The 24,284-nt window shown below is 52.6% G+C and carries 22 protein-coding genes and 4 pseudogenes; 9 read left to right on the forward strand and 17 right to left on the reverse strand.

Features of this window, described 5'->3' with window-relative positions:
* Positions 1-33: 33 nt before the first annotated feature.
* Together F4V72_RS19845 and F4V72_RS19850 are read right to left on the reverse strand one after the other, a co-directional pair.
* Positions 34-419, reverse strand: a pseudogene (locus tag F4V72_RS19845) (ABC transporter permease subunit); the annotation flags it as partial.
* Positions 419-757: pseudogene (locus tag F4V72_RS19850) on the reverse strand (substrate-binding domain-containing protein); the annotation flags it as partial. The pseudogenes F4V72_RS19850 and F4V72_RS19845, both read right to left, overlap by 1 nt.
* A 306-nt stretch (positions 758-1,063) precedes the next feature.
* On the opposite strand from F4V72_RS19850, the gene ppa reads away from it, so the two are divergent.
* Positions 1,064-1,594 (forward strand): inorganic diphosphatase, encoded by a 531-nt coding sequence (gene ppa, locus F4V72_RS19855; protein WP_000055079.1) that lies wholly within the window; start codon positions 1,064-1,066, stop codon positions 1,592-1,594.
* 146 nt (positions 1,595-1,740) lie between these two features.
* Here ppa and F4V72_RS19860 read toward each other — a convergent pair whose 3' ends face one another.
* Genes F4V72_RS19860 through tamA form a run of 3 tightly spaced genes read right to left on the reverse strand, consistent with a single transcriptional unit; the run spans position 1,741 to position 7,597 of the window.
* Entirely contained in the window at positions 1,741-2,085 is a 345-nt protein-coding gene (locus tag F4V72_RS19860; protein ID WP_053507672.1) for a gamma-glutamylcyclotransferase family protein, read from the reverse strand.
* A 2-nt stretch (positions 2,086-2,087) separates the two neighbouring features.
* A complete protein-coding gene (gene tamB / locus F4V72_RS19865) occupies positions 2,088-5,867 on the reverse strand; it encodes an autotransporter assembly complex protein TamB (protein WP_136058541.1) in 3,780 nt (1,259 codons plus the stop codon).
* A complete protein-coding gene (gene tamA / locus F4V72_RS19870) occupies positions 5,864-7,597 on the reverse strand; it encodes an autotransporter assembly complex protein TamA (protein ID WP_023248647.1) in 1,734 nt (577 codons plus the stop codon). The genes tamB and tamA overlap by 4 nt, the downstream gene beginning before the upstream one ends.
* A 212-nt stretch (positions 7,598-7,809) precedes the next feature.
* Between tamA and msrA the strand changes: the two genes are divergently transcribed.
* Together msrA and F4V72_RS19880 are read left to right on the forward strand one after the other, a co-directional pair.
* Entirely contained in the window at positions 7,810-8,448 is a 639-nt protein-coding gene (gene msrA, locus F4V72_RS19875) for a peptide-methionine (S)-S-oxide reductase MsrA (protein WP_023248648.1), read from the forward strand.
* A 182-nt stretch (positions 8,449-8,630) separates the two neighbouring features.
* Positions 8,631-9,974: a hemolysin family protein gene (locus F4V72_RS19880; RefSeq protein ID WP_023248649.1), complete on the forward strand. Its 1,344-nt coding sequence runs from the start codon at positions 8,631-8,633 to the stop codon at positions 9,972-9,974.
* Positions 9,975-10,056: 82 nt separating this feature from the next.
* Here F4V72_RS19880 and F4V72_RS19885 read toward each other — a convergent pair whose 3' ends face one another.
* A complete protein-coding gene (locus F4V72_RS19885) occupies positions 10,057-10,263 on the reverse strand; it encodes a DUF1107 domain-containing protein (protein WP_023248650.1) in 207 nt (68 codons plus the stop codon).
* Positions 10,264-10,588: 325 nt separating this feature from the next.
* Between F4V72_RS19885 and F4V72_RS19890 the strand changes: the two genes are divergently transcribed.
* Positions 10,589-11,146 (forward strand): YtfJ family protein, encoded by a 558-nt coding sequence (locus F4V72_RS19890; protein WP_023248651.1) that lies wholly within the window; start codon positions 10,589-10,591, stop codon positions 11,144-11,146.
* Here the strand turns inward: F4V72_RS19890 and cysQ are convergent.
* On the reverse strand, positions 11,136-11,876 hold the full coding sequence (gene cysQ, locus F4V72_RS19895; protein WP_000893398.1) for a 3'(2'),5'-bisphosphate nucleotidase CysQ: 741 nt from the start codon (positions 11,874-11,876) through the stop codon (positions 11,136-11,138). The two genes, F4V72_RS19890 and cysQ, sit on opposite strands and share 11 nt — an antisense overlap.
* Positions 11,877-12,144: 268 nt before the next feature.
* Between cysQ and F4V72_RS19900 the strand changes: the two genes are divergently transcribed.
* Positions 12,145-14,088 carry a bifunctional 2',3'-cyclic-nucleotide 2'-phosphodiesterase/3'-nucleotidase gene (locus F4V72_RS19900; protein WP_023248652.1) on the forward strand — a complete coding sequence of 648 codons (1,944 nt, stop codon included), beginning with the start codon at positions 12,145-12,147 and terminating at the stop codon, positions 14,086-14,088.
* Between the two features lie 57 nt (positions 14,089-14,145).
* Here the strand turns inward: F4V72_RS19900 and F4V72_RS19905 are convergent, their stop codons facing one another.
* The gene (locus tag F4V72_RS19905) at positions 14,146-14,532 is read right to left on the reverse strand and encodes a winged helix-turn-helix transcriptional regulator (RefSeq protein WP_053529614.1); all 387 of its coding nucleotides are present in this window, start codon (positions 14,530-14,532) and stop codon (positions 14,146-14,148) included.
* Positions 14,533-14,619: 87 nt separating this feature from the next.
* Here F4V72_RS19905 and F4V72_RS19910 point away from each other — a divergent pair.
* The 3 genes and pseudogenes from F4V72_RS19910 to ytfE all read left to right on the forward strand — a co-directional run bounded on the left by F4V72_RS19910 (position 14,620) and on the right by ytfE (position 17,280).
* Positions 14,620-15,469 (forward strand): annotated as a pseudogene (locus F4V72_RS19910) (SDR family oxidoreductase).
* 80 nt (positions 15,470-15,549) lie between these two features.
* Positions 15,550-16,515, forward strand: coding sequence for a DMT family transporter (locus F4V72_RS19915; RefSeq protein WP_023248655.1), 966 nt, complete (start codon positions 15,550-15,552; stop codon positions 16,513-16,515).
* Positions 16,516-16,617: 102 nt separating this feature from the next.
* Complete coding sequence (ytfE, locus tag F4V72_RS19920) at positions 16,618-17,280, forward strand: iron-sulfur cluster repair protein YtfE (protein WP_079836830.1); 663 nt, start codon at positions 16,618-16,620, stop codon at positions 17,278-17,280.
* Between the two features lie 116 nt (positions 17,281-17,396).
* Here ytfE and cycA read toward each other — a convergent pair whose 3' ends face one another.
* Positions 17,397-18,806: a D-serine/D-alanine/glycine transporter gene (gene cycA / locus F4V72_RS19925; RefSeq protein ID WP_023248657.1), complete on the reverse strand. Its 1,410-nt coding sequence runs from the start codon at positions 18,804-18,806 to the stop codon at positions 17,397-17,399.
* A 294-nt stretch (positions 18,807-19,100) separates the two neighbouring features.
* On the reverse strand, positions 19,101-19,721 hold the full coding sequence (gene fklB, locus F4V72_RS19930; protein ID WP_023248658.1) for an FKBP-type peptidyl-prolyl cis-trans isomerase: 621 nt from the start codon (positions 19,719-19,721) through the stop codon (positions 19,101-19,103).
* A 220-nt stretch (positions 19,722-19,941) separates the two neighbouring features.
* On the opposite strand from fklB, the gene F4V72_RS19935 reads away from it, so the two are divergent.
* On the forward strand, positions 19,942-20,577 hold the full coding sequence (locus tag F4V72_RS19935; protein ID WP_136058542.1) for a LysM-like peptidoglycan-binding domain-containing protein: 636 nt from the start codon (positions 19,942-19,944) through the stop codon (positions 20,575-20,577).
* 49 nt (positions 20,578-20,626) lie between these two features.
* Here the strand turns inward: F4V72_RS19935 and F4V72_RS19940 are convergent, their stop codons facing one another.
* The 7 genes and pseudogenes from F4V72_RS19940 to F4V72_RS19965 form a co-directional block, all read right to left on the reverse strand.
* Positions 20,627-21,553 (reverse strand): DMT family transporter, encoded by a 927-nt coding sequence (locus F4V72_RS19940; protein WP_023248660.1) that lies wholly within the window; start codon positions 21,551-21,553, stop codon positions 20,627-20,629.
* Between the two features lie 148 nt (positions 21,554-21,701).
* Positions 21,702-22,151 carry a 50S ribosomal protein L9 gene (gene rplI / locus F4V72_RS19945; protein ID WP_001196065.1) on the reverse strand — a complete coding sequence of 150 codons (450 nt, stop codon included), beginning with the start codon at positions 22,149-22,151 and terminating at the stop codon, positions 21,702-21,704.
* 41 nt (positions 22,152-22,192) lie between these two features.
* On the reverse strand, positions 22,193-22,420 hold the full coding sequence (rpsR, locus tag F4V72_RS19950) for a 30S ribosomal protein S18 (protein ID WP_000135199.1): 228 nt from the start codon (positions 22,418-22,420) through the stop codon (positions 22,193-22,195).
* 4 nt (positions 22,421-22,424) lie between these two features.
* The gene (gene priB / locus F4V72_RS19955; RefSeq protein ID WP_012134407.1) at positions 22,425-22,739 is read right to left on the reverse strand and encodes a primosomal replication protein N; all 315 of its coding nucleotides are present in this window, start codon (positions 22,737-22,739) and stop codon (positions 22,425-22,427) included.
* 6 nt (positions 22,740-22,745) lie between these two features.
* Positions 22,746-23,141: a 30S ribosomal protein S6 gene (rpsF, locus tag F4V72_RS19960; RefSeq protein WP_001216673.1), complete on the reverse strand. Its 396-nt coding sequence runs from the start codon at positions 23,139-23,141 to the stop codon at positions 22,746-22,748.
* 70 nt (positions 23,142-23,211) lie between these two features.
* Positions 23,212-23,340: pseudogene (locus F4V72_RS24535) on the reverse strand (hypothetical protein); the annotation flags it as partial.
* On the reverse strand, positions 23,300-24,064 hold the full coding sequence (locus tag F4V72_RS19965) for a TSUP family transporter (protein ID WP_136058623.1): 765 nt from the start codon (positions 24,062-24,064) through the stop codon (positions 23,300-23,302). The pseudogene F4V72_RS24535 and the gene F4V72_RS19965, both read right to left, overlap by 41 nt.
* Positions 24,065-24,284: the final 220 nt, after the last annotated feature.

Here is a 24,284-nt window from a genome sequence, read left to right on the forward strand (position 1 = left end):
TAACAAAACCTATCGACTACAACCGAAAAAAGTTTAGCTATTGTCGGCTATACGCCTCACCGGCGAACTCTGGCGATGCTCCCACAGTACCGTTAGTCCTCGCTGTAGCGCGATAAAAATAAATAACAGAACGCCGATAGCGATTTTTGTCCACCAGGAACTTAGCGTACCATCAAAGATAATATAGGTCTGAATCAGCCCCTGGATAGCGACGCCAAATAACGTCCCCAGTACCGTACCTACCCCGCCGCTCAGCAGCGTACCGCCGATCACCACCGACGCAATGGCGTCCAGTTCCACCCCGACGCCCGCCTGGGTATAAATGGAAAATACGATCCCGGCAGCGTCGCTAAACCGGTCGACAACATATAAATACGAATCATGACGCTTCGCATGGAGATTCCCATCAAATTCGCCGAGAACGATCGAGTAGAAAAACCGGGATCTCCGCATCCTTAGCCTCTTTGAGTACCGGCTCCCAGCCAGTCGCCACTATCGGTGCAATGAAGATCGCATCTACGCCCTGGGCCACAAAAGAACGTACTGCTTTGATCTGATTTTCCTGCTTTTGCTGACCGTCGGCGATCTTCAGCGTAATGCCGCGTTTTTCAGCCTCGCTTTTCGCCACATTCGTTTCCGCAGTGCGCCAGCCGGATTCCGATCCAACTTGCGAAAATCCTATGGTTAAGGGAGCGGCGAACGCCATAGACGGCATGGCTGCCGAAACTGTTGTCACTAAAAGTAAGCGCTTCCATATAAGGGCATCCTCGTAGGGGAATTGTATTGGCGAAAAAACCATCGCGGGAAAAACCATAGACAATCACCCATGTAACAAATTGCGCTACATCACACCTCAAAAAAGCAAATGCAATGTTAATTAAATGTTTATATTTATTCCCATTTTCCTATTAAAAAAGCGGCTAAACTTATGGACTTTCTTGTCATAAAAATGACAAGCAACGCACGCGTGAAGAGAAGTGAAAACAAAAACAAGCGAAGACTTTCGGCGTGAGTTGGCTATAATACTCGCCACTTGTTTGTCATAAATTCAAAGGAAACAGACATGAGCTTACTCAACGTCCCGGCGGGTAAAGAACTGCCGGAAGATATCTACGTCGTTATTGAGATCCCGGCTAACGCAGATCCGATCAAATACGAAGTTGACAAAGAGAGCGGCGCGCTGTTCGTTGACCGCTTCATGTCCACCGCGATGTTCTATCCGTGCAACTACGGCTACATCAACCATACCCTGTCTCTGGACGGCGACCCGGTAGACGTTCTGGTCCCGACGCCGTACCCGCTGCAGCCAGGCGCCGTCATCCGTTGCCGTCCGGTTGGCGTACTGAAAATGACCGACGAATCCGGTGAAGATGCGAAACTGGTTGCCGTACCACACACCAAACTGAGCAAAGAGTACGATCACATTAAAGATGTGAACGACCTGCCGGAACTGCTGAAAGCGCAGATCACTCACTTCTTCGAGCACTATAAAGATCTCGAAAAAGGCAAATGGGTGAAAGTGGACGGATGGGACAACGCCGAAGCGGCTAAAGCGGAAATCGTTGCCTCCTTCGAGCGCGCAGCGAAGAAATAAGTCTTTGGTTGCGGAAAAACCCTGAGCGCCAGTTATCGGCGCGTCAGGGTTTTTTTATACCTGCCGGATAGCGTAGGCCTGATAAGCGTTAGCGCCATCAGCCTGGATGTAAAAAAACAACGCCACCCGAGGGTGGCGTGTTCAGTTCAGGGCTGGTTTCTGTCTAACCAGTCACCGCTTTCAATCAGAGTTAATCCATCCACAGGACGTTGGTATACATACATCCATGCGCTGCCGTACGGTGTCAGGATTAACTGGCGTGCGTATTCACCGCCCCTGGTGCGCAAAGCATCAAGTTCGGCCAGCGTGGCGTTATCAATTCGATAAACTTCGCCGTGTACCGATCCGTTTCCCGGAACAGCGCCTGGATAGTGGCCCAGACTATACAACTGGTAGTTATCGATACGGTAATCGCCAAGCAATTGGGCATTGGTCATCCAGTGACTGTTGCCTTGTTTCTGTCGTAAACTGCCATAGACAAATATTCGCATTGCTAAAACTCAAACTGATAGAGCAAATCAAGTGCCTGATCTACGCCAGACACTGCTTCCAGATATAGCTTAGGCATCAGGCGATAACGTAACGTGAGCGTCGCCAGAGAGTCAAATATCCCTACACCATACTTCACCTGTAGACCCGGCAGTACATAGCCGCTGACCACGACCTGAGACGAATCGCCCACCCCTTGCGTGTCCAGCGCCAAATTACTTACGCCAAATGTCTCTCCGATTTTACCCACAACCTGACCACTTTGCGCAACCCCCAGGCCAATAAGCATGGAGGTCATTGCCGCGCTATCGCTCTGATTGCTGTCCAACCCCTGCCCACGCAGCAGATAAGAAAGCGCTTCAGCCTGCGGCATCGCTGGATCGGAGAAGATTTCCGCCTTGGGTTCATCAGCAGTGCCTGTGACGCGCACGCCCGCAATGACATCGTCTTCGGTGGCGTCAGGGTTACGGATCGCTTCGATATTAAGCAGCGGCTGATCCGGCGGGCCGGAGAACAGCAGCTCGCCTTTACGGACAAGCAGGTCCTGGCCGTAGGCGCGGAATCGGCCGTCAGGAATATTGATTTGACCATTCAGCCCCAGCCCCTGCTTATCCTGCGCAACTTTCAAATCGCCGGTCAAACGCGCTTTAAGCCCGAAGGCGTCGATGCGCACGTTGTTGCCGACGTGTACCGTCAGATTACTGTTGATGGGAATAGACGCTGTCTGCGGCGTTTCTGGTTGCAGGTTATTGTTGAGCATGACCACATCGCTGGAGACGCCGACCGCGCTCTCCGGTAGGTCATGCACCACAATTCGCGCCCACGGAACGTCCACACGACCATCCAACGTGAACAGTGAGGGCGTCGCGTCAAAGACCACATCCGGCGAGACATCCAGGCGCACCATCGGCGGAACGGTAATCCGCACCCGACTGCCTTTCGCCGTCACCCGCGCGCGCCAGTTGTCAATCTGACTCCAGTCGGCGTTGCCGTTCAGGTTAATTTGCCCTTGTTGCGTTCGCACGATACCGGCGAGCGTCGAACGCGTACCGCTAAAGTTCATGGTGAACTGGCTCGGCTGCATCTCAAACGGCATAAAATTACCGTCAATATCCAGCGCGCTAAGCTGCAACTGACCAAACAACTGCGGGCTTTGCACATCACCGCCCAGGCGTAGTCTGGCGTTTAACATTCCCGCCGCTTTTTCGCCACGCGAAAAGATAGGGTTGACCATCGCCAGATTGATATTGCGCATGTTGACGTTACCGCCGAGATTGCGCCGCCCCTGAGGATCGGTTACCTGCACCTGGCCATCGAATTGACCATTGTTCGTCAGGCGAATCAGCCATCCCAGCTCGGCGCGATTATTGTGCAGATCGGCGTTGAGGTTCAGCGTCTCAAACGCGACCGGTAACGGCGCGTCATTGACGGTCTGCGTAACCTTCACGTTACGACCGGAAAGCGTGACCTTCCCCTGCGGCAATCCCTCTTTGGTGGTGTCCCACGACACGTCCGCTTTCCCGCTAAAGATCCCGCTGGCCTGAGTGGTATCAGGCATAAATGGCTTCAGCATCGCCAGATCAAAGCGGTTGAGATTGACCACCGCTCGTCCTGCGGCGCCCGCATCAATGGTTTGCGGTATGCACAGCTCGGCGTTCGGGTTCAGCCAACAATGTGGCCCGATACTGATTTTCTGTTCTTTATTGCGGTAGTCCAGCGCAATCGCGCGGGTCAACGACCATGGCCCCACTGGCGTCTGGAAGCGGGTGTCGCTTAACGTCCCTTTCCAGCGCGCCGCATCGCGATCGAAACTGCCACTCAGAGAGAGTTGGCCGGATACCGGCTCTCCCTGAACGCGGAGCTGTAGCTGATGCTGCTTCTCGCTGCCTTTGGCGTCAAGCGTCACCAGATTGATGTTAACATCGGGCTGCGAAATCCGCTCTACGCGAACGTTGAGATGGCCCGCTATCTGATCGGTGGATTTAATATCGCCCTCGATGCGCGCCTGGGCGATAGACAACGCCTGCCAACGCAGACCGCGGGCGGTGATATCCGCCAGCAACTGCGGCGCTTCTACCGTACCGCGGACTTTAACGATACCTTTTGCGGTGCCGCCCAGCCCTGGCAGCGCATTATCCAGCCCTGGCGCATCGATGGTGGCATCAAGATTCAGCTCCTTAACGCCAAGCTCGCCTTTTACATCGGCGCTGTTTGGGCCCAGCGCAAGGTGCAGCCCCGGGATCGTCCACTGCATGTAGCTGTTGCCCTTTAGCGTCCCGTTGACGTTAACGTTGTTCTGCTTCACATTGCCGGTCAGCTTGAGCTCCGGAACATCCATCTGCCAGGTACCGCCGTAGAGACTGCCTTTGGTTTTCATTACGCCGTTAAGCTTCGCGGGCCAGTCCGGGATCTCTTTGGCGGTATTGATGCCATTCAGCGTCAGTTCACCACGCCAGCTAATCGCCTGCTGCCAGTCTACCAGCGCTTTCAGTTCAGTTTTGCCTTCCAGAGCGGCGACGGTAAGTTTATCAAGATTAATCTGCCGCTCATTCCCTTTGGCATCCAGCGTGATGGTCGCAGGCGGAATATCTTGTCCTTTCACGGCGGTTCGCATCGACAACGTATAGTCGGTCATCTTACCGCTCAGTTTGAGCTTCAGATCGTCAGCCTGAAATTGGGTATCGCCCGTGAACGGCCAGGCAATACGTTGGCTGACGACTTCAAGATTGAGCGGTAAACCGGCCTCCGCCAGCCGCGTCTGGGCGCGAAGCGCGACATCCATCGGCCCGGAAAGGTTCACCCCAACCTCCAGTTGTTCGCGTAGCGCGCCGCCGACCTTAAGTTTTATCTTTTCACCCTTTAGCGGATCGATATTCAGCGTACTGTTGAGCGTAATATCGACCGGCCAGTTATTGGCGAGCTGCGCCGTACCGGAGGCTTTCACCGTGCCCTGGTTGGCGTCGATATCCAGAGTATCCAGCTTCATATTACCGTCGATACTGCTGACTTTAAGCAGCATCGTGCGCACCGTGAGATCGGTATCGCCGGTAACGCGTAGCTGCTCGCCGCGAAATGACTCGATATTCAGATTGAGCGGCAGGTGAACATCGGTCATCTCCGGCATTACCGGTTTTGCAAACAGATCTTTTAGCGTTTCGCCAAGCGGCTTTTCATCTGGTTGAGGTTTCTCGATTTTAGGTTCAACCACCTCTTCCTGCGCCACGTCGGCGACCTTCGGCAGCGCAATCAGCAACCCCTGAAGCCGCGTCGGTTTCAGGGTCAGGTTTTTCTCCTGCCATGTCAGCCCGGAGGTAAAATCCAGCACCGAAACGGTAGTGCCATCAATCTTGATATTGATGTTATTCAGCGCCACGCGCGACAGCGTGATGGGCCAGGGCATGGAGAGGTTCAGCGGTCCGCTTTCTTCCTCTTCTTGCGCCGGTGCGGAAGGCGGCATTTTTTTGCTGTCGATAGCGACATTAATGTCTTTTAGCGCCAGATCATTGACGCACAGGCTACTGTGCCACAGGCAACCAAGCCCGACGGCCAGATGAATTTCGCCCGCATGTACCGCGACGCCCGGCTGCTCATAGCGGATATTTTTCAATGATAAATCCCGCCAGCCACCGGTGGCCTGCCCAATTTCCAGCCCCGGCACCCAGCGGTTCGCCGCACTGAACACCAGATGCAGCCCCGTCGTCGTCCCGACCAGAAACGCGACGCTCGCCAGTAACAGCACAATGAAAATCAACACCCCGAGGCTTATTTTCTTCCATAAACTCATAATTCAGGCCCCAGACCGATATAAAACTGTAAACCGTGTTCGTCTTTGTCACCGACCGGTATGGCAAAATCGAGTTTGACAGGCCCAACCGGCGACGCCCAGCGCACGCCGACCCCGGTCCCGGTTTTGAAATCGCTACGGCGAATATCACTCACCGCCTCGCCGCTATCGACAAATACCGCCCCCCACCATTTGCCGGTGACGTTATACTGGTACTCCAGCGATCCGGTTGCCAGTTTTGAGGCACCTTTAAGATTGCCGTCGCTGTCTTTAGGCGAAATAGATTTGTATTTATAGCCGCGAATACTGCGATCGCCCCCGGCGAAGAAACGCAAATCCGGCGGAACTTTGTCGAAGTCACCGGTTTCTATCCAGCCCAAATTGGCGCGCATCACAAAACGGTGGCGATCGTACAAAGTCCGAATCCAGACGTTTTGCGCCTGTAGCACGGAGAAATCCACGTCGGAACCCCAGGCCGTATTCGAATAGTCTACCGAGTAGCGCTGCGAATCGCCCCAGGTTGGCATCAGCCCCCCTCGCGAGCGGGTTCGGCTGATCATCACACCCGGGTAGAACAGCATGGTGGTATTGGTGACGTTCCCCTGGGTAAAGTGGTCGAAACTCCAGCGCAGGTTAATCGCCCGCTGCCAGCCGCTGGAAAGGTCCCAGTAACGCGAAACGGCAAGCGTGGTCGAATCCTGCTCCGTATCATTCAAATCGGTACGTTTAAAACCGCCTTGTACCAGATAGTATTGCTCCAGCGGATTTTTCAGCAGCGGCATTTTATAACTAAAATCCAGCACCTGTTCCGGCGCAGAAATACTGGTGCTGGTGGTCAGACTATGACCGTAAGAGTTCATCCACGGCTTTTTCCACGACGCTTTCACGCGCGGCCCGACGTCGGTGGAGTACCCCACCCCGGTTTCAATCGTGTTTTCGGTTCGCGGCGATACCACGCCTTTTAACGGCAGAATTTTTGTTTTACGGGATTTCTCAAATTCCGGCGCCACGACGACAGAATTAAACCATCCGGTAGCGGAAAGTCGGCGGTTTAGTTCCGCCAAATCTTTCGACTCGTACTCATCGCCCTCTTTAAACGGCAACAGATTTTGTAAATATTCATCACGAATCTGCGAACCTTCGAAGGTGACATGTCCGAAGCGATAGCGCTCACCGCTATCATAATCAATATCCCAAAACGCCTGATGACGGCCCAGAGCAATTCCCAACTGGCTTTTAACGAATTCGCTGTCGAAATAGCCTTTACGTAGCGACACGCTGGTTAACGACTTTTTAAAATTGTCATAGTCTCCCTGGTTCAGCACCGTACCGATTGCCGGACGCGTTTTCAGTAAGGCCAGATAATCTTTGTCCGTACGCGCGCCGCCGCGTAAAATGACTTCTGTACCGCCAATCAGCACCGGCTGGCCGGGCGTAACTTTGGCGATTAATACCTGCCGTCCTTTCGCAGGCGGCGGAAGCAAGTCGAAATTGATAGTGGGTTCGTAATAGCCTAACGCTTTAAGCCCTTCGCGAATCGCATCATCAACTCGAGCGCGAAAGCGCCGATCCGGCGTCACCTCGTCGCTTTGAATCGTAGAGAGCTGTGCGCGAACGTTTTTTTCCAGTTCTCCGGATAGCCCTTCGACTTTCAGACGAACATTTGCGGCTACCGCAGAACTGCTCAGGCACAGTAAGCTAACCCAACATAACTGACGGATATGTGGCACATTTTCTCCTGAATATCCCCTATTCCCACCCCTGGAAAAAATCACACTACCGCTCCGCGGCTTAACATAAAATCAACAATCGCGATTGAAAAGCAGACGACAGCCCAAATATTTCTTATGGTTAAATCCAGATACATTAATGTTGTTATTGTGTGCAAAGATGCGTCTCGTTACAACCTTAACGCCAATTAACGCTTTCGGGAGAATGGTTCATGAGTTTATTTGATAAAAAACATCTTGTTACTCAAGCAGATGCGTTACCAGGACGCAATACCCCGATGCCGATCGCCACTCTGCATGCGGTAAATGAACACTCTATGACCAATGTTCCTGCCGGGATGGAGATCGCCTACTTCGCTATGGGCTGTTTCTGGGGCGTAGAACGTTTATTCTGGCAATTGCCCGGCGTATATAGCACCGCGGCAGGGTATGCGGGCGGTTACACGCCTAATCCAACCTACCGGGAAGTCTGCTCCGGACAGACCGGTCATGCCGAAGCGGTACGGGTAGTGTACGATCCTGCCGTTATCAGTTATGAGCAACTTTTACAGGTCTTCTGGGAAAATCACGATCCGGCGCAGGGGATGCAACAAGGCAACGATCACGGTACGCAATACCGTTCTGCGATTTATCCCTTAACACCGGAACAGAGTACCGCCGCTCACGCCAGTCGCGAGCGCTTCCAGTCGGCAATGGCCACCGCCGGAGACGATCGCCCAATTACCACGGAAATCGCCCATGCGACGCCGTTTTACTACGCCGAAGATGAACACCAACAGTATCTGCACAAAAATCCGTACGGTTACTGCGGGATTGGCGGGCTCGGCGTTTGCCTGCCGCCTGACGCGTGACGGCGCTGGCGTAGGGGGCGCTTGTCGGCGTTGAAAATGAACCCTCTGGCGACTTTACAGTAGCTTACGCTATACTAGCCCTGAACTTACCGGCTCACTGCTACGAGCCGGTTTTCATTAAACGTTACCACACGGATTTATAAACTTCCCTTCCGAGGATCTGGCGTTTCGCCGGATAAGATATGTTAAACAGTATATTCATTATATTCTGCCTGATCGCTGTAAGTGCGTTCTTCTCCATCTCCGAGATCTCGCTTGCCGCATCACGTAAGATTAAACTCAAGTTATTGGCTGATGAAGGCAGTATCAACGCACAACGCGTATTGAAAATGCAGGAAAATCCCGGCATGTTTTTCACCGTTGTGCAAATTGGCCTGAACGCCGTCGCTATTCTTGGCGGTATCGTCGGCGATGCGGCATTTTCGCCCGCCTTTTCCGCCCTTTTCTCGCACTATATGTCGCCAGAACTCTCCGAGCAGCTGAGCTTTATTCTCTCTTTCTCGCTGGTGACGGGGCTGTTTATCCTGTTCGCGGATTTAACCCCGAAACGCATCGGTATGATTGCGCCAGAAGCTGTGGCTTTGCGTATCATCAACCCGATGCGCTTCTGCCTGTTCGTTTTTCGCCCGCTGGTGTGGCTGTTTAACGGCATGGCAAACAACATCTTCCGCCTGTTCAAAATTCCAATGGTGCGGAAAGACGACATCACTTCTGATGATATTTACGCGGTGGTGGAAGCCGGCGCGCTGGCGGGCGTTTTGCGCAAGCAAGAGCACGAACTGATTGAAAACGTGTTTGAACTTGAATCCCGCACCGTACCGTCTTCTATGACGTCGCGCGAAAGTATCATCTGGTTTGATCTGCACGAAGACGAACAAAGCCTGAAGAAAAAGGTCGCCGAACATCCGCACTCAAAATTTTTAGTATGTAATGAAGATATCGACCACATCATCGGCTATGTAGACTCCAAAGATCTGCTGAATCGCGTGCTGGCGAACCAAAGTATGGCGCTGAATAGCGGCGTGCAAATTCGCAATACCTTGATTGTGCCGGATACGCTGACCCTTTCCGAGGCGCTGGAAAGTTTCAAAACGGCAGGCGAAGATTTCGCGGTCATTATGAATGAATACGCGCTGGTCGTCGGTATTATCACGCTGAACGATGTGATGACTACGCTGATGGGCGATCTGGTCGGCCAGGGACTGGAAGAACAAATTGTGGCGCGCGATGAGAATTCCTGGCTGGTTGACGGCGGCACGCCGATTGACGACGTCATGCGCGTGCTGGATATCGATGAGTTTCCGCAATCCGGCAACTATGAAACCATCGGCGGCTTTATGATGTTTATGCTGCGTAAGATCCCGAAACGTACCGATTCGGTGAAGCTGGCTGGCTACAAATTTGAAGTGGTGGATATCGACAACTACCGCATCGATCAGTTGCTGGTCACGCGTCTCGACAGTAAAACCAACGTTCCGGCACCGAAATTGCCAGATGCGAAAGGCAAAGAAGACGGCGCGGCCTGAAATCCGTTTACCAGAAACATTAACGGCTCCTGATCCAGGAGCCGTTTTTTTACTTTTTTAACCTACTGCATAGCACTTTTGGTTACGCCATCTCAGTTTGCAGACGCATAACCTGACGGTTAACTTCAGACATCACAGAAAAATGCTGCTTGTCTCTCACTTTTGGGATAAGAATCTTACCCTTATCGAACTCAAAAGCGCCAACATCCTTGATATATAACCGTCCACGGAACAGGATCTTCACGTACTTCGCCACCTGTAGCGGGTTGTAGCGTTGGAAAATTTTCATTGTTGTCTCCTGCTGAGTATTACGCCCTTGCGGTGCCACAATCGGCCCAACAGTTTTAAGGCGCAAATTTTAATGCCATATGACTATAGACCATATCTACGTCGTTTCCAGTGTGCATAAGTATATTTACCTTTTGATTACAGTTATTCAGAATTATCTAAACATCAGCTCATTTTTGTCAGTATATGCCTTCATTTTTCACAGGAAGTGTGCGCCCACCCGCAAACTGGCATCCCCTTTGCGGGAAAAAGCATCAATCGCACATATGATTAACTGTCGGCCCAAAGTGGTCGGATCACCTGCAAAAAATAAAGAAGGAATGACCATGACCCTACGTAAAATTCTGGCAATGTCGTGCCTGCTACTCCCTATAATGGCTTCCGCGCATAACCTTGAAGTTAACCAACGGGTGCCGCCGGTAGGCATTGCCGATCGTGGCGAACTGATGTTGAATAAAGATGAGTTTAGCTATAAAAACTGGAATAGCGCGCAACTGGCGGGAAAAGTGCGCGTCCTGCTACATATTGCCGGACGAACGTCAGCGAAGGAGAAAAACGCCACGCTGATTGAAGCGATTAAAGCCGCCAGGCTTCCGCACGACAGATACCAGACGACCACAATTGTGAATACCGATGATGCGATCCCAGGCTCCGGTATGTTCGTGCGTAGCAGTATAGAAAGTAATAAAAAGCTCTATCCGTGGTCGCAATTTATTGTCGACAGCAATGGCGTGGCGCGCAACGCCTGGCAATTAAAAGAAGAGGGGTCCGCCGTCATCGTGCTTGACAAAGACGGGCGGGTTCAATGGGTGAAAGATGGCGCGTTAACCCAACAAGAGGTACAACAGGTGGTCGACCTGCTGCATAAGCTCCTCAATAAATAGTCACCCGGAAGCCGGGGTTAAGGAACGATTCACGAGGGGTATAGTCCAGCGTTTTTCCCTGCCAGTCGTGAACGTGCGCCCCGGCTGCAACGGCAATAGCATGGCCTGCGGCAGTGTCCCAGACGCTGGTCGGCCCAAATCTGGGGTAAAGCTGCGCCTGGCCTTCCGCCACCAGACAGAATTTCAGCGAGGAACCAATAGAGGTTGTCTGATGTTCGCCAAGCTGTTGGAGATATTCGGTGAGTTCATCATCCGTATGCGAACGGCTAATCACTACCAGCGGCGGGCGGGCATCCCGGACCTGAATCTGCTTACGCACCCCGCACTCCTCTTTCCAGGCCTTACCCTCCGCCGCGTAGTACATCACTTTCAGCACCGGCGCATAGACAACGCCCAACACCGGCTTGCCCTGCTCAATCAGCGCAATATTGACCGTAAATTCTCCATTACGCTTGATGAATTCTTTGGTGCCGTCGAGCGGATCGACCAGCCAGTAACGCTGCCAGTGCTGGCGCACTTCCCAGGCGGGCGGATCTTCTTCTGAAAGCACAGGAATATCCGGCGTGAGCGTACGTAACCCTTCGAGAATCACGGTATGTGCGGCGATATCCGCCGCAGTGACTGGAGAATCGTCCTGCTTACGGGCGTACTCCATCGGTTTGGCTCCATCATAAACCTGCATAATGGCATCGCCCGCGTTCCGTGCAAGCTGGCATACTTGTTCTAACATTCTCCACCTCTTTATGGCAGGGGCGTTAACTCGTTGTTTTACTTATACCCGATCGTTAAGGGTTCCGCCAACTGTGATACCGTCTGCGGTTTTGATAATACCTTTCATGGCATGATTCACCATTCTGTGAACAATCGCAAAAAATCGGCCGGATGGGACGGTCTCGCCTTCTCCTGGCGACGGTCAGAGCGATTATCGGGTTTCACTGTTTGTCATCGCTATTTTTCACTATCCGGCTTTTGTATTGCGTTCTTAAAAGGTGCCTCTGATGATTAAGTTTAGTGCAACGCTTCTGGCTACGCTGATCGCCGCCAGCGTGAATGCGGCCACCGTCGATCTCCGTATCATGGAAACTACTGATTTACATAGCAACATGATGGATTTCGATTATTACAAGGATACCGCAACCGAAAAATTCGGATTGGTACGTACCGCAAGTTTGATTAATGCCGCCCGAAATGAAGTCAAAAACAGTGTGCTGGTGGATAACGGCGACCTGATTCAGGGGAGCCCACTGGGCGATTATATGGCGGCAAAAGGACTCAAAGAAGGCGATATTCACCCGGTCTATAAAGCGCTCAATACTCTGGATTACGCGGTTGGAAACCTCGGCAACCATGAGTTTAATTATGGTCTGGACTATCTGCATAACGCGCTGGCCGGCGCGAAATTCCCTTACGTTAACGCCAATATTATCGACGTTAAAACCCAAAAGCCGCTCTTTACGCCTTATCTGATTAAAGAGACGAACGTTATTGATAAAGACGGCAACCCGCAAACCGTGAAAATCGGCTATATCGGCTTTGTGCCGCCGCAAATCATGATCTGGGATAAAGCGAATCTGAGCGGAAAAGTCACCGTAAATGACATCACGGAAACCGCCAGGAAATATGTGCCCGAAATGCGCGAGAAAGGTGCTGATATAGTGGTAGTAATTGCTCACTCTGGCCTTTCTGCCGATCCGTACCACAGCATGGCGGAAAACTCGGTTTATTACCTCAGTGAAGTTCCCGGCGTCGACGCTATTATGTTTGGCCACGCCCACGCCGTCTTCCCCGGTAAAGATTTTGCCGACATCAAAGGCGCGGATATCGCCAAAGGTACGCTTAACGGCATTCCTGCGGTGATGCCTGGCATGTGGGGCGACCATCTGGGAGTGGTCGATTTGGTGCTCAATAACGACAGCGGCAAATGGCAGGTTACGCAGGCGAAAGCGGAAGCGCGGCCCATTTACGACGCCGCCGCTAAAAAGTCGCTGGCGGCGGAAGACAGTAAGCTGGTCGGTATTCTGAAAGCCGACCACGATGCCACCCGCGAGTTTGTCAGCAAGCCCATTGGTAAATCCGCCGATAACATGTACAGCTATCTTGCTCTGGTGCAGGACGATCCTACCGTACAGGTGGTGAATAACGCGCAAAAAGCGTATGTGGAACACTTTATTCAGGGCGATCCGGATCTGGCGAAACTGCCGGTGCTTTCCGCCGCCGCGCCGTTTAAAGTCGGGGGGCGTAAGAACGATCCCGCCAGCTTTGTCGAAGTGGAAAAAGGCCAGTTGACCTTCCGTAACGCCGCCGATCTTTATCTCTATCCGAATACGCTGGTGGTGGTGAAAGCCAGCGGCAAGGAGGTAAAAGAGTGGCTGGAATGTTCTGCCGGACAGTTTAATCAGATTGATATTCACAGCAACAAACCGCAATCATTGATCAATTGGGATGGCTTTCGCACCTATAATTTCGATGTCATTGACGGCGTGAATTATCAAATCGATGTGTCACAGCCCGCCCGCTATGATGGCGAATGCCAGATGGTGAATCCGCAGGCGGAGCGTATTAAAAACCTGACCTTTAACGGTAAGCCTGTCGACCCGAGCGCTACGTTCCTGGTCGCCACGAATAACTATCGCGCTTACGGCGGCAAGTTTGCCGGCACTGGCGACAGCCATATCGCCTTTGCGTCTCCGGATGAAAATCGCGCCGTGCTGGCGGCATGGATTGGCGCAGAGTCAAAACGCGCAGGCGAAATCCATCCGGCGGCGGATAATAACTGGCGTCTGGCACCAATCCACAGCGATACGACGCTGGATATCCGCTTTGAAACATCGCCAGGCGATAAAGCCGCTGCCTTCATTAAAGAGAAAGGGCAGTATCCGATGAATAAGGTTGCTGTCGATGATATCGGTTTTGCCATTTATCAGGTGGATTTGAGCAAGTAACGTTAGTACCGTATGGCGCCGCGTTTATTCGGCCTGACTGGCAGGCCGAATAAAGCGCTAGCCGCCATCTGATATACGCTCCCGCTGCGCCAATACCTGCGACAAATTCAGTTCTATCCAGTCTGCCAGCGCGGCGACTTTATCGCTCACCTGCTCGCCAAGCGGCGTCAGGCTGTACTCCACATGCGGCGGAACAACGGGATATGACACCCGGTTGAGAAATCCGTCCTGTTCAAGCGCCTGTAACGACTGCGCCAGCATCTTTTCACTCACGCCTCCCATCTTGCGGCGCAGGTCGCTAAAACGGTGTGTACCGTCGCGTAACGCCACCAGGATCAGCACGCCCCAGCGACTGGTGACATGTTTTAACACCTCGCGGGACGGGCACTGTTCAGCAAAGAGATTGCCTTCACGCAACTGCCGGGAAAGAGAATGAGCATGCATTAATACTTACCTTTTTGTACGTACTTACTAAAAGTAAGTTTAGGTGGTAGCGTAATAAAACACAAGACCAATACTGAGGAGTTCACCATGATTGCTATCACCGGCGCAACGGGCCAACTGGGCCAACACGTTATTGAAAACCTGCTAAAAACGACGCCCGCCAGTCACCTCGTCGCGATTGTCCGTAACCCGAAAAAAGCCGCCCCGCTCAGTCAGCGCGGGATCGCCGTTCGCCTGGCGGATTACGCTAACGAAGCTGCACTGACCACCGCCTTACAGGGCGTTGATAAACTGCTGCTCATTTCATCCAGCGAAGTAGGACAACGCACCGCGCAGCATCGCAACGTCATTCAGGCCGCCATTACCGCGAAGGTGAAATTCATCGCCTATACCAGCCTGCTACATGCGGATAAATCGCCACTGGCGCTCGCTGATGAACATATTGAAACTGAAAAGATGCTGGCTGAGTCAGGTATTCCTCACACGCTATTACGTAACGGCTGGTATACGGAAAACTATCTGGCGAGCGTCCCTGCCGCGCTGAAGCATGGCGTCTTTATTGGCGCGGCGGGAGAAGGGAAAATCGCCTCCGCAATGCGCGCTGACTATGCCGCCGCCGCCGCGCGCGTCATCAGTGAAGAGGGTCACGCCGGGAATGTTTACGAGCTGGCAGGTGATGACGCCTGGACATTAAGCCAGTTGGTGGATGAACTTACTCATCAGAGCGGAAAAAAAAATCGTCTACCAGAACCTGAGCGAAGTCGATTTTGCCGCCGCGCTGAAAGGCGCAGGCCTGCCTGACGGACTGGCGGATATGTTGGCTAATTCTGACGTTGGCGCAGCGAAAGGCGGCCTGTTTGATGACAGCCATACGTTGCGTAAACTCATTGGTCGCCCGACGACGATGCTCACAGAAAGCCTTCGCTCCGTATTGTAAGTGTTAAAATTTAGTTAATTTATGTAGCATCCTCATAGACCTTCTCTGATAATGACGGAACGGTTTATGAGGAGAATCTGATGATTAGCGGCGTACTGTACGCCCTGCTGGCAGGGCTAATGTGGGGATTGATTTTCGTCGGCCCGTTAATCGTGCCGGATTACCCGGCCCTCTTACAGTCAATGGGACGCTATCTGGCGCTGGGGCTGATTGCCCTGCCGGTTGCCTGGTTAGGCCGCACGCGGTTACGCCAGTTGACGCGCAAAGACTGGTCCACCGCCCTGTCACTGACTCTGATGGGCAACCTGATCTATTACACCTGCCTCGCCAGCGCCATTCAGCGAACCGGCGCGCCAGTTTCGACGATGATCATCGGGACGCTACCGGTCGTCATTCCGGTTTTCGCTAACGTTCTCTATAGCCAACGGGACGGCAGATTATCCTGGCTGCGCTTAGCGCCCGCGCTGGCGCTTATCGGTTTTGGCCTGCTGTGCGTCAATATTGCTGAACTTAGTCAAGGATTATCCGATGTTAGCGGCTGGCGCTATGGTTCAGGTATTGTGCTGGCGCTGATTTCTGTAGCGTGCTGGGCATGGTATGCGCTGCGCAACGCTCGCTGGCTACGGGAAAATCCCGACAAACATCCCATGATGTGGGCAACGGCGCAGGCGCTGGTCACGCTGCCAGTCTCGTTAATCGGCTATGCGGCGGTTTGTCTGTGGCTGAGTATCCAGAAACCGACGTTTGCCCTGCCCTTTGGCCCACATCCCGCGCTGTTTATCGGTCTGATGATCGCCATCGCGGTGCTATGTTCCTGGGTGGGCGCGCTGTGCTGGAATATCGCCAGCCAAAAATTGCCAACCGTTATTTTAGGGCCGCTGATTGTTTTTGAGACGCTGGCGGGACTGCTCTATACCTTCATTCTACGCCAGGAAATTCCGCCATTCCTGACGTTAAGCGGCATTGCGCTCCTGGTGGCTGGCGTGGTCATCGCCGTGAGAGCGAAACCAGAAAAAGCGACCGTCGTTCCGGTCACGGAACGCTAGTCTCATGCTGGATTAAATTATACGCACCCCGAAAGAGTTATAGCCACGCCTTAAAGATGCATTTAAAATACAACTTATGTTATTGCAAATGAGGTAACGGCTATGGCTTATCGCGATCAACCTTTAGGCGAACTGGCGCTTTCTATTCCCCGCGCATCGGCGCTGTTTCGCCAGTACGATATGGATTACTGCTGCGGCGGAAAACAGACGCTGGCGCGCGCCGCCGCGCGTCACGACGTCGATATTAACATCATTGAAGCGCAACTCGCGCAGTTGGCTGAACAGCCCATCGAAAAAGACTGGCGCGCCGTTCCGCTGGCGGACATTATTGACCATATCGTTGTGCGTTATCATGACCGACATCGCGAACAACTGCCGGAGCTTATCCTGCAGGCAACCAAAGTGGAACGCGTTCACGCGGATAAGCCAAACGTCCCACGCGGTCTGACAAAATATCTCACCGCGCTGCATGAAGAGCTTTCCAGCCATATGATGAAAGAAGAACAGATCCTGTTCCCGATGATACAACAGGGTATGGGTCGCCAGGCAACGGGCCCGATAAGCGTAATGGAAAGCGAGCATGACGAGGCGGGAGAGCTGGTGGACGTCATCAAACATGTCACCCAAAATGTGACGCCGCCGCCGGAAGCCTGCACCACCTGGAAAGCGATGTATAACGGTATTAATGAGATGATTGATGATTTGATGGAGCACATCAGTCTGGAGAATAACGTGCTGTTCCCACGCGCGCTGGCCGGGGAATAATCGCCAGCGCCACCGGGCATTTTACCGGATGGCGGCAGTGAACTACGCCTTATCCGGCCTACAAATCAACGCTACGCTGTAAGCCCGGTAAGCGCCAGCGCCACCGGGCAAAACAATTAACGCATTCCCGCCATCCGTTTCTTACCTATCAACAGCCAGCCCAGACCCAACGCAATAAACCACAGCGGCGTCACGATCAGCGCCTGACGCGTATCGTCTTCCAGCGTCAGCAATACCAGCACGAACGCAAAGAACGCCATGCAGACCCAGCACATCAGCTTACCGAGCGGCATCTTATAGATGGATTTTTCATGCAGGTGAGGACGCTGTTTGCGGTACACCAGGTATGAACACAGAATGATGGTCCAGACAAACATAAACAGAATGGCCGAAACCGTAGTGATCATGGTGAATGCGCCAATCACGCTCGGGTTGACCATCAGCATAACCACGCCGCCCAGCAGGCAGATACACGAGAAGGTTAGTCCTTTCGCCGGTACTGCGCGTTTTGACAGTTTAGCGAATGCTTTTGGCGCCACGCCTTCTTGCGCCAGACCAAACAGCATACGACTGGTCGAGAAGACGCCGCTGTTGGCGGAAGACGCCGCCGAGGTCAACACGACAAAGTTGATCACGCTCGCGGCAGCAGGCAGGCCCACCAGCACAAACAGCTCAACAAACGGGCTCTTATCCGGCACCACGGAACTCCACGGCGTCACCGACATAATAACAATCAGCGCAAAGACGTAGAACATAATGATACGGATCGGTATCGAGTTAATCGCGCGCGGCAGCGATTTTTCCGGATCTTTGGTTTCTGCGGCGGTGGTGCCGACCAGTTCAATCCCTACGAAGGCGAACACCGCAATCTGGAAACCGGCAAAGAACCCGCTAATACCTTTCGGGAACCAGCCGCCGTCATTCCACAGATGCGCGAAAGACGCTTCAACGCCGGTTGGCGATTTAAAGTGCATCGCAATCATGACCAGCCCGACCACAATCAACGCCACGATGGCGACGATTTTGACCATAGCAAACCAAAATTCCATTTCACCAAACATTTTAACGGTGGCGAGGTTGAGGCTTAGCAGCAGGATCACTATCACCAGCGAGGCCACCCAATCGGAAAGGCCAGGGAACCAGAACTGCGCGTAGGCGGTAATCGCCACTACGTCAGCCATACCGGTCACTACCCAGCAAAACCAGTACGTCCAGCCGGTGAAATATCCCGCCCAGGGACCAAGCAGGTCGGAAGCAAAATCACTAAATGATTTGTATTCCAGATTCGAGAGCAGCAACTCCCCCATGGCGCGCATCACGAAGAAAAGCATAAAACCGATGATCATATACACAAAAATGATCGACGGTCCGGCGAGACTGATCGTTTTACCCGATCCCATAAACAGACCGGTACCAATAGCGCCGCCGATGGCGATAAGCTGTATATGACGGTTTGTAAGATTGCGCCGTAGCGACTGTTCAGCCGGAGCCTGTTCGTCGGCTGCGACTTTTACCTGATCTACCATGTTTTTTCTTCCTGTACCTGTCTGTGTTGTGCGGGCTCTACGGCCTTTGGTCTATGATACGACGATCCTGTTATCAGGACTCATCGATATTAGGTAAGAATCGGCGGGATGAATACTAAGATTTAAATATAATGTTAATTTTATGTTTAAAGTGAGTGTTATATCACTTTGATAATGCGAATTATCTCACAAAAATACACGTAGCGATTCCATTTGCAAAATAAAATATCGACATCTACTGAATTCAAGGATTGCCGGATGGCGGCTTCGCCTTATCCGGCAAATCCACGGCGCTTACAGGATTTCCAGCAACTCTACCTCAAACACCAGGGTACTGAATGGCGGAATAGATGCCCCGGCCCCACGCTCACCATAGGCTAGCTCCTGTGGTATAGTCAGCTCCCATTTGGAACCTACTGGCATCAGAGTCAGCGCTTCAATCCAGCCGGCGATCACGCCATTTACCGGAAATTCAGCCGGTTCGCCGCGTGCGACGGAGCTGTCAAATACGGTGCCATCAATAAGCTTACCAGTATAATGCACTCGTACGCGGTCGGTACGCGCTGGAATCGCACCTTCGCCTTGCGTCAGAACGCGGAACTGCAAACCGGATTCAGTACTGTTCACACCGTCTTTTTCGCGGTTTTCTTCCAGATATTTCACGCCCTCGGCCGCCATCGCTTTAAAACGCTCACGACGCACCGCGTCCGCACGTTCATGAATTTCACGCAGCGCACGATGCACCACATCAACAGGAACCGCCGGCTGTTTACCTTCCAGCGCATCAGCAATGCCTGCAACCAGCGCTTCAGGCAACAGTCCTTCAAGACCGGATTCGCTGAGCTGCTGCCCTACCTGCAAACCAATGCCGTAGCTCGCTTGCGCTTCGATAGTGTCAAAATTCGGGGTGGCCATTATTTTTCCTTCATCGGATATCAAAAAAAGTAGCGGGCAGCATAACAGCCACGCTTCTTCTGGTAAAACTTTGTCTCAGGGAGGATGACAAATCGCAGGGAAAAAGAAACAATAGATTATCCGTATTGACGTCACGAAAGCGGATAGCACTACCAGTATCATAGCGTTAGCCATCTATACTCTATGATTAAGGAACGAGATGCGGAGCAGGAGGTAAACCATGCCCGGGCGCTTTGAACTAAAACCAACCCTGGCGAAAATCTGGCACGCGCCGGATAATTTTCGCCTCATGGAGCCACTGCCGCCGATGCATCGTCGTGGCATTATCATTGCCGCTATCGTGCTGGTGATTGGTTTCCTGCTGCCCGCCAGCGAGACCAGCGACGCGCCTGTGGTCACGCGGGAAGCGCAATTGGATCTGCAATCGCCCTCCCGGGCGCCTGACGAAGCGCAGATTCAGGCGCAACTGGTCGCACCGCAAAACGATCCGGATCAGGTGGCGCCCGTTGCGCCTGAACCTATCCAGGAAGGCCAACCGGAAGAACCAGGCCAAGCGCAAACTCAGCCTTTCCAGCAGGATAGCGGCATCGGTCAACAGTGGCGCTCGTACCGGGTGGAACCGGGTAAAACTCTGGCGCAACTGTTCCGCGATCACGGATTGCCCCCGACAGACGTTTATGCAATGGCGCAGGTAGAAGGCGCTGGCAAGCCGCTGAGTAATCTCAAAAATGGTCAAATGATTAAAATTCGCCAGAATACCAGCGGCGTGGTGACAGGTTTAACGATAGATGGCGATAATGGTCAGCAGGTGCTGTTTACGCGTCAGCCTGACGGCAGTTTTATTCGCGCACAGTAACGCCGGCTGCGCCTTACCCCACCTACACCGCATTCGTTCAGGTGAAGCATTACCGCTTCACCTGATTTACCCACCAGATCCCTGAACATACCAGCACCAGCGCAACCATGTATTTCCACTCCAGAATATTCTCGCCGAGAAAAACAGCCGAGAGTACCGCGCCGGAAACCGGGATCAGAAAGTTAAACGGCGCAATCATCCCCACGCGATTATATTTGAGTAAAATGCTCCATAGCGCAAAAGCGACCGACGAGAGCAGCGTCAGGTAGCCCAAAATCGCCACCGACGAGAAGCCATGTATCGTCAGCGTACCGCCAAAAACGTAACCGCCAATGACCAGTACCAGACCGCCAATCCCCAATTGATAGCCAGTCATGACCATCGGATCGACCGTCTGCGAGAGACGTTTACCATACAACGTGGCCGCAGAAAGAATAAACGCCGCCAGTACTACGGAGCCCTCTCCCGGCAGATTAAAGCTGAAATCCAGGCCGCTACTGACGTTCACCGCCATGACGCCCGCAAAGCCCAGAATACAGCCGAGCGTTTTGTTGTAGCTCAGTCGGTCGTTCTGATAAATAAAGTGCGCCAGCAATACGCTGAAGAATGTGCCCGTGGCGTTCATGATTGAGCCTTTCACGCCAGTGGTGAACGCGAGGCCGATATAGAAAAAGAGATATTGCAGCGACGTCTGGGTCAGCCCCAGTAACGTCAACTGACCAAACTGGCGCGGGCGAAACCGACCAATCGGTTTACGCTGAAGCAGCGCGAACAGTAGCAGCAACCCACCCGCAAACAAAAAACGATAACCAGCAAAAACAATTTTAGAAGGGATATCGTCGGTGGCTATCTGAAAGAGGTCATAACCGCTTTTGATGGCCGGATAGGCGCTGCCCCACAGCAGGCAACAAAATGCGGCACACAAATAAACGACGTTTTTGCGGGCAAACGGAGAGGCCTGGCGTTGGGTATCCATTCTGTCACCAAGAAATTAAAATAATGTTTTATTTTTTGATTATCGCGAAAAGAGGGGGAGATAGCCAGTCGAAAAACGATAGGGTAAAAAAAGCAAAACGCCGGCGCTGGGCCGACGTTTCGTTGCTAGCAAAAACGAGAATGACTGATTACTCAGCAACCACGTTGATGATAACTTTTGCGAATACTTCGCTGTGAACCTGGAAGTTCACTTCGTGTTCGCCAGTGGTACGCAGAACGCCGTTCGGCAGACGAACTTCGCTCTTAGCCACGTCAACGCCAGCTGCAGTCACAGCGTCAGCGATGTCGCGAGTACCGATGGAACCGAACAGTTTACCTTCGTCGCCTGCTTTAGACGCGATAGTAACGGTTTCCAGGGCGTTGATTTTCTCTGCGCGTGCATTTGCAGCAGCCAGAACGTCAGCCAGTTTAGCTTCCAGTTCAGCGCGACGTGCTTCGAAGTATTCAACGTTTTTCTTGGTAGCCGGAACAGCTTTACCCTGTGGTACCAGGAAGTTACGAGCATAGCCCGCTTTAACGTTAACCTGATCACCCAGGCTACCCAGGTTTGCTACTTTATCAAGCAGAATAACTTGCATTACCTTATCCTCTCAAAGTCGTATTAATGGACCGTGACCGATTACTGATGGCGATCAGTGTACGGCAGCAGAGACAGGTAGCGAGCGCGTTTGATAGCGCGAGCCAGCTGACGCTGGTATTTTGCACGGGTACCGGTGATACGGCTTGGGACAATCTTACCGCTTTCGGTGATGTAGTTTTTCAGCGTAGCGATATCTTTATAGTCGATCTCTTGAACGCCTTCCGCGGTGAAACGGCAGAACTTGCGACGACGGAAATAACGTGCCATATGGCTAGTCTCCAGAATCTATCAATTCAATCTGCTCGGCATGCAGAACCATTTTGCTCAGACCGTTCTTTGCCTTGTGGCAAGAGATAAACCCCTGAACGGTTATGCGGCTGCCGACCGTTATACTGTGAGTAATGGCCTGGTTTTCGTGTCCGCTAACAATAACGGGCATTTGGCACCACGCCTGCCGGTGAAAGCCGGCTTCCTCTTGCACAGAACGATGCTCAAGCACGAACTGGCAGTGCGGAATTCCTGATGGACTGACCTTTCGAAGGGGCATCCTGCACACGGTGCCGGACAACGCCAGACGGTTGGTCATCAGAAATTACTCTTCAGAATCCCCAGCTTCAGCATCATCTGCGGTTTCGTTTGCGAAATCATCGCGACGCTCACGGCGCTCGTCTTTCGCTTTAACCATCGGAGATGCTTCGGTAACAGCGTGCTTAGTACGCATAACCATGCTGCGGATAACGGCATCGTTGAAGCGGAAGGTAGTTTCCAGCTCATCGATCACTTCCTGCGGCGCTTCAACGTTCATCAGAACGTAGTGCGCTTTGTGCAGTTTGTTGATCGGGTAAGCCAGTTGACGGCGACCCCAGTCTTCCAGACGGTGGATCTTGCCTTCTGCGCCAGTGATGGCGGCAGAGTAACGCTCGATCATGCCCGGAACCTGTTCGCTCTGGTCAGGATGGACCATAAAAACGATTTCGTAATGACGCATCGAATTGCTCCTTACGGATTATTCAGCCTCCTGTCTGGGTCAGCCGCGGCCCATGGAGGCAAGGAACGTGTTAAAGGTCGGCTGAAAAATGACGCGTTATAATACTGGCGCCAGCGGGTAAACTCAAGGTGATTGTACGATTATTTATCGTGCGACCCTCAATACATATCCAGCAGCATTTTGACGCTGATACAGATAGAGACAATCACAATCATCGGCCTGATGACTTTCTTACCGCGCGCCAGCACTACCGTAGCGCCTAACCTCGCGCCAAGCGACTGCCCGACGAACATCACCAGCCCCAGCGACCAGATCATTTTGCCGCCGAAGATGAAGAACACAATGGAAGCGATATTCGACGCAAGATTAATGAAGTTTGAATGAATTTGCGCTTTATCAATGCTATATCCCCACAGCAGGATGTAGCACAGCGTATAAAAAGAACCGGCTCCCGCGCCGAGAAAACCGTCATAGAACCCCACGCCTGCGCCGCAAATAAGTGAAAAAAGGAATAGCGAGACCGGCGGCTTCTTTTTGGGCTCGGTAAGGTTAGGAGCGAAAATAAAATAGACCGCAACGGTAATAATCAGGACCGGCAATAACTTTTTTAACAGCGCCGGCTCGATAAACTGAATCAGCGTCGTGCCCAGCGCCGACCCCATAAACGCGGCCAGAAAGACATATTTATGCTGCTGTACCTTGATGTGTCCCCGCCGCAAGAAATAAATTCCGGAGGTTAGCGAGCTGCCCAGCGACTGTATTTTGTTGGTCGCCAGCGCATTGGCGGGCGGAAGACCTGAAAGGAGTAACGCGCCAATAGAAAGAAACCCGCCGCCGCCAGACACCACATTAATAAAACCAGCCAGCAACGCCACCATAAACATGATCGCAAAGTAGCTGAAATTCATGAAAGAAGTATCCATCATTTTCTGCCTTATTATCATAAAGTTATCTTTATGCTGCGCCTCACTATAAACAGGCTGCTCCGACAGGAAAATTGACGATTCGGTAAGAGATCTTGCTTTGCGCACAGGTATTTTTAGCGTGACGGCGGAGGTCACCGGGCTGGTAATCAGGCGAAAAACGACCATGCGATAATTTTTTGAACAACAGCATCAGAAAAGGTCGCCATCTCTGCGGCGG

This window comes from Salmonella enterica subsp. diarizonae (genome assembly GCF_008692785.1).
GTDB classification, from domain to species: Bacteria; Pseudomonadota; Gammaproteobacteria; order Enterobacterales; family Enterobacteriaceae; genus Salmonella; species Salmonella diarizonae.